This window comes from uncultured Intestinimonas sp. (assembly GCF_944387245.1).
Lineage (GTDB): Bacteria > Bacillota > Clostridia > Oscillospirales > Oscillospiraceae > Intestinimonas.
In genome coordinates this window covers 1-4,673 of the sequence record NZ_CALXEE010000112.1, presented here as the reverse complement: position 1 = coordinate 4,673, position 4,673 = coordinate 1, and the positions used below count along the sequence as shown (strand labels likewise).

Genomic DNA, 4,673 nt, shown 5'->3' with positions numbered 1-4,673 from the left:
TAGGAGATCAGGCCGATGTTGGGACCTTCGGGGGTCTCAATGGGGCACAGACGGCCGTAGTGGGAGTAGTGAATATCACGGACGTCAAAGGAGGCGCGGTCACGGGACAGACCGCCGGGGCCCAGAGCGGACATACGGCGCTTGTGGGTCAGCTCAGCCAGAGGGTTGGTCTGGTCCATGAACTGGCTCAGGGGGGAGGAGCCGAAGAACTCCTTGATGGCGGCGGTGACAGGCCGGATGTTGATGAGGGACTGGGGGGTGACGATGTCCAGATCCTGGATGGTCATGCGCTCCCGGATGACACGCTCCATGCGGCTGAAGCCGATGCGGAACTGGTTCTGGAGCAGCTCGCCCACGCAGCGCAGGCGGCGGTTGCCCAGGTGGTCGATGTCGTCGTGGGTGCCCACGCCGTTGGCCAGGCAGTTGAGGTAGTTGATGGAGGACATGATGTCTTCCACGAAGATGTGCTTGGGCACCAGGTCGTCCACCCGGTCCTTCACGGCCTCCTTCAGGCCCTCCTCATCCCCGGCGTACTGCTCCAGCAGCTCCCGGAGGAGGGGGAAGTAGACCTTCTCGGTGATGCCGCACTCCTCGGGATCGAAGGGCAGGAAGCCCTTGGCATCCACCATGCTGTTGGAGAATACCCGCACCAGGGTGCCCTCCAGGTCGATGACGGCCTCGTTGACACCCTTGGCCTCGATGGCCTGGGCCCGCTCCCGGGTCAGGACCTCGCCGGCCTCGGCAATGATCTCGCCGGTCATGGGGTCGGCGATGGGCAGGGCCAGCTTCTGGCCGCTCAGACGGGGCCAGATGGCCAGCTTCTTGTTGAACTTGTAGCGGCCCACGGCGGACAGGTCATACCGGCGGGGGTCAAAGAAGAGGGCGTTCAAGAGGCTCTCGGCGGAGTCCACCGTGGGGGGCTCACCGGGGCGCAGCTTGCGGTAGATCTCCAGGAGGGCGTCCTCCCGGGTCTTGCAGGTGTCCTTCTCCATGGTGGCCAGGATGCGGGCATCCTCGCCGAACATGTCGATGATCTCGGCATCGGTGCGGGGACCCACCGCCCGGATGAGGCAGGTGATGGGCAGCTTGCGGTTCTTGTCGATGCGGACATAGAAGATGTCGGAGAGATCGGTCTCATACTCCAGCCAGGCGCCGCGGTAGGGGATGACGGTGGTGCCGAAGGTGACGTTGCCCGCCTTGTCCTCGTTCTTGGCGAAGTAGACGCCGGGGGAACGGACGATCTGGGAGACGATGACACGCTCAGCGCCGTTGATGACGAAGGTGCCGGCGTTGGTCATCAGGGGGAAGTCGCCCATGAAGATCTCCTGCTCCTTGATCTCCTCGGTCTCCTTGTTGCGCAGGCGCACACGGACCTTGATGGGGGCGGCGTACGTGGCGTCCCGGGCCTTGCACTCCTCCACGTTGTACTTGGGGGCCTCATCCATGGTGTAGTCGATGAAGCTCAGCTCCAGGTTGCCCGCGTAGTCCGTGATGGCGGCCACATCCTTGAAGACTTCCCGCAGGCCGGTGTCCAGGAACCACTGGTAGGAATGCTTCTGGACGTCCAGCAGGTAGGGCATCTCCAGAATCTCCTGGTGGCGGGCATAGCTCTTGCGCAGGGTCTTGCCGTAATAGACATCCTTGACCATGCCGTTCAGGTTGTCGTTGACCATTCCGAAAATCACACTCCGTTTTCTCGCATTCGGCGCCAAAAGCAGCGGCTTTCGGCTGTTTTCTCATGGCTGCTCAGGCCGCTTCCCGTGGAATTGGCCAAAAACGCCGCTCCCGCCATGCTCGACACACGCGGCGGCGTTGTTGCTTTGTTTGTGCTTTCCTCTTGCGCATATCCACCAAAACTGTTATACTTGACCCACCGTGGGAGGGTCTCTCAAAATGGTGGCAGTCACACGAGAGCATTTAAGTATACCATGCAGTTTTTCCCACGTCAAGTCTTTTGCCTGGAAAGTTCGGAGTGATCCGAACTTTTTTTCGTATCAGGAGGTTTTTTATGTCCCGTCTCCACCCCCTCCCCCTGTGCTGTCTGGGCGGCGGCACGGCCCTGCTGCTGTGTGCCCTGGCCCGGGCGGCGGGCCTCTCCCAGGCCGCTTCCCGGCCCTTCGTCATGTGTGCGCTCGTGTTTCTCTTCCTCCTGTCCGCCGCCCTTCTCTTCCTGTGCTGCCGGCGGTGGGAGACGGTATGCCTTGCCCTCGTACCGGTGGGGCTGGCCCTCCTGCTGCGCACCCTGCTCCTGGACCACGTCACCGACGACTATGTGACCTTTCTCTCCGACTGGGCCGCCTTTTTCCGGGAAAACGGCGGCTGGGCGGCGGTAGCTCTCCCCAAGGGGAACTACACCGCCCCCTACCTCTACTTCCTGGCCGCCATCTCCTACCTGCCCATCTACGACCTCTACCTCATCAAGCTCTTCTCCATCCTCTTTGATGTGATATTGGCCTGGGGCGGCTGCCGGCTGGTGCGGGCCCTGGTCCCCGGAGGCCAGTACCGGGGCGCCGCCGCCTTCTGCCTCCTCCTGCTACTGCCCACGGTGATCCTCAACGCTTCGGCCTGGGCCCAGTGCGACGCCATCTATGGTGCCCTGTGCCTCCACGGCCTGGCCGCCGGCCTGGAAGGGCGGCCCCGTTCCTCCGCCTTCCTGGCGGGACTGGCCTTCGCCTGCAAGCTCCAGACCGTCTTTCTTCTGCCCGTGTGGGCGGTGCTGTGGATGTCCGGGCGCACCCGGTTCCGGCACCTGCTGTGGTTCCCCGCCGCCTGTGTGCTCTCCGTCCTCCCCGCCCTGGCCCTGGGCAAGCCCCTGGGGGACGTGCTGGGGGTCTACTTCGGCCAGGCCGCCGAGTACAACGCCTACCTCACCCTCAACGCCCCCTCCCTCTACGCCCTGATTCCCTCCGACATGCCGGTCAACGTTGCCCTCGCCGCCCGGGCGGGCATCCTGGCCGCCTTCGTCCTGGTGCTGGGGGTGCTGGGCTGTCTGCTTCTCCGGCGGAAGGACCTCTCCCGCCGGGCCGTCTTTCTGGCAGGGGTGGTCTTTGCCATCGGCATCCCCCTCCTCCTGCCCCACATGCACGACCGCTACTTCTTCCTGGCCGACGTTCTCACCCTGACCTGGGCCTGCACCGACCGCCGGGGCATCCCGCCCGCCGTCCTCACCCAGATCGCCTCCCTGGGGGCCTACCACGCCTATCTGCTCCTGCGCTACGCCTTCCCCATGGGGCTGGGTTCTCTTCTGCTGCTGTGCGCCCTTCTTTTGGCCCTCATCTCCCTTGCTTCAGAGGTCTATCGCCCTTCTAACAAAACTCCTTAGAAATTTGTAAGAATTTTTTGAAACCTTTGTCACATTTCTCCGTCTAAAATCGATGTATGATATAGATGAGCGCACACCAAGCAAAACAGAGTTTGGAAGGAGTCTTTTATGATGAAAACACGCTCACGCGCCCGGATTCTCTCGGCGCTTCTGGCCCTGGCCATGATTTTTACCATGCTGCCCACCGCATGGGCGGCGGAAGGTCCTGATGGACCGTCTCCTCAAGATGATAAACCCCTACAAAACATTTCTTTAAATGAATCAAATTATACCCTTGACATTGGCAAAAGTGTCACATTGACAGTTACCTATAATCCGGATGATACAACTGACAGCAAGCAAGTTCAATGGAGCACCTCTCCCGATTCTTCTGAGTATCTTACCGTGACTCCCCAAGGGGAAAACGATGCTTCTGCTACCGTTGAAGCTAAAAAAGCCAGTTCTACCCCGATCACTGTAACCGCTACTGTGGAGGGAAAATCTGCGTCATGTAGTATCACCATCCGTGATCCCGAACCTGAAATCAAAGTTGAAAGCATTACGATTTCCGGAAATCAGGATCTGAAGGTCGGTGAGAGCTGTACCCTGTCGGCCACGGTGAATTACAGCTCGGGCAGTGGAAACAACCAAGTGACGTGGTCGGCTTCTCCCAGCGGTATCGTCACTCTGGACGGGGCCAAGGTAACTGCCCAGTCCGTCGGTGAAGTGACAATTACCGCCACCTCAACAGAAGATCCTAAAATTACCAAAGATTGTACCATTAAAGTCTCTGAGCCCGTCCCGGTGGAAAAGCCGGTGGAGAGCGTTACCATTCCCAGCACGTTGTCTCTCACCGTGGGGCAGGAGTCCACGCTGACTCCCGTGATCATCCCCAGTGAGGCAAAGCCCAAGAGTATCGTCTGGGCCAGCAATGCCTCCACCATCGCTTCTGTGGACCCCTCTTCCGGTAAAATCACCGCTAAGGCCGCTGGCATCGCCACCGTCACCGTCACCATTGATGGAAAAGTCTCCAATCCCTGCACCGTCACTGTGAACCAAGGCAACGTCCCGGTCACCGGCGTGACCGTCTCTCCCACCTCCGGCACGGTGGGCATCAACGGTACCCTTCAGCTCACCGCCACAGTGCAGCCCACCAACGCCACCAACAAGGCCGTAACCTGGAAGTCGCTCCATGAAAACATCGCCACCGTGGACCAGAACGGCAAGGTCACCGGCAAGGCCGTCGGCACCGCCACCATTCAGGTCACCACCGCCGACGGTGGCAAGACCGCTAACTGCACCGTCACTGTGAACCAAGGCAACGTCCCGGTCACCGGCGTGACCGTCTCTCCCACCTCCGGCACGGTGGGCA

2 protein-coding genes and 1 pseudogene are annotated in these 4,673 nt (G+C 60.9%); 2 read left to right on the top strand and 1 reads right to left on the bottom strand.

All coding sequences use genetic code 11. The features are described from left to right. Window positions 1–1,649: pseudogene (locus Q0K15_RS10610) on the bottom strand (DNA-directed RNA polymerase subunit beta); the annotation flags it as partial. A 359-nt stretch (window positions 1,650–2,008) separates the two neighbouring features. On the opposite strand from Q0K15_RS10610, the gene Q0K15_RS10605 reads away from it, so the two are divergent. Continuing rightward, window positions 2,009–3,322, top strand: a complete 1,314-nt coding sequence (locus Q0K15_RS10605) for a conjugal transfer protein TraL (protein ID WP_294515814.1) — start codon at window positions 2,009–2,011, stop codon at window positions 3,320–3,322. A 108-nt stretch (window positions 3,323–3,430) separates the two neighbouring features. Further along, the coding region (locus Q0K15_RS10600; RefSeq protein ID WP_365933904.1) for an Ig-like domain-containing protein at window positions 3,431–4,673 on the top strand (1,243 nt) is incomplete at its 3' end.

What these genes read in the sequence shown, in the direction of transcription:
- Q0K15_RS10605 (WP_294515814.1), top strand. Translation starts at nt 2,009, where the DNA reads ATGTCCCGTCTCCACCCCCTCCCCCTGTGCTGTCTGGGCGGCGGCACG.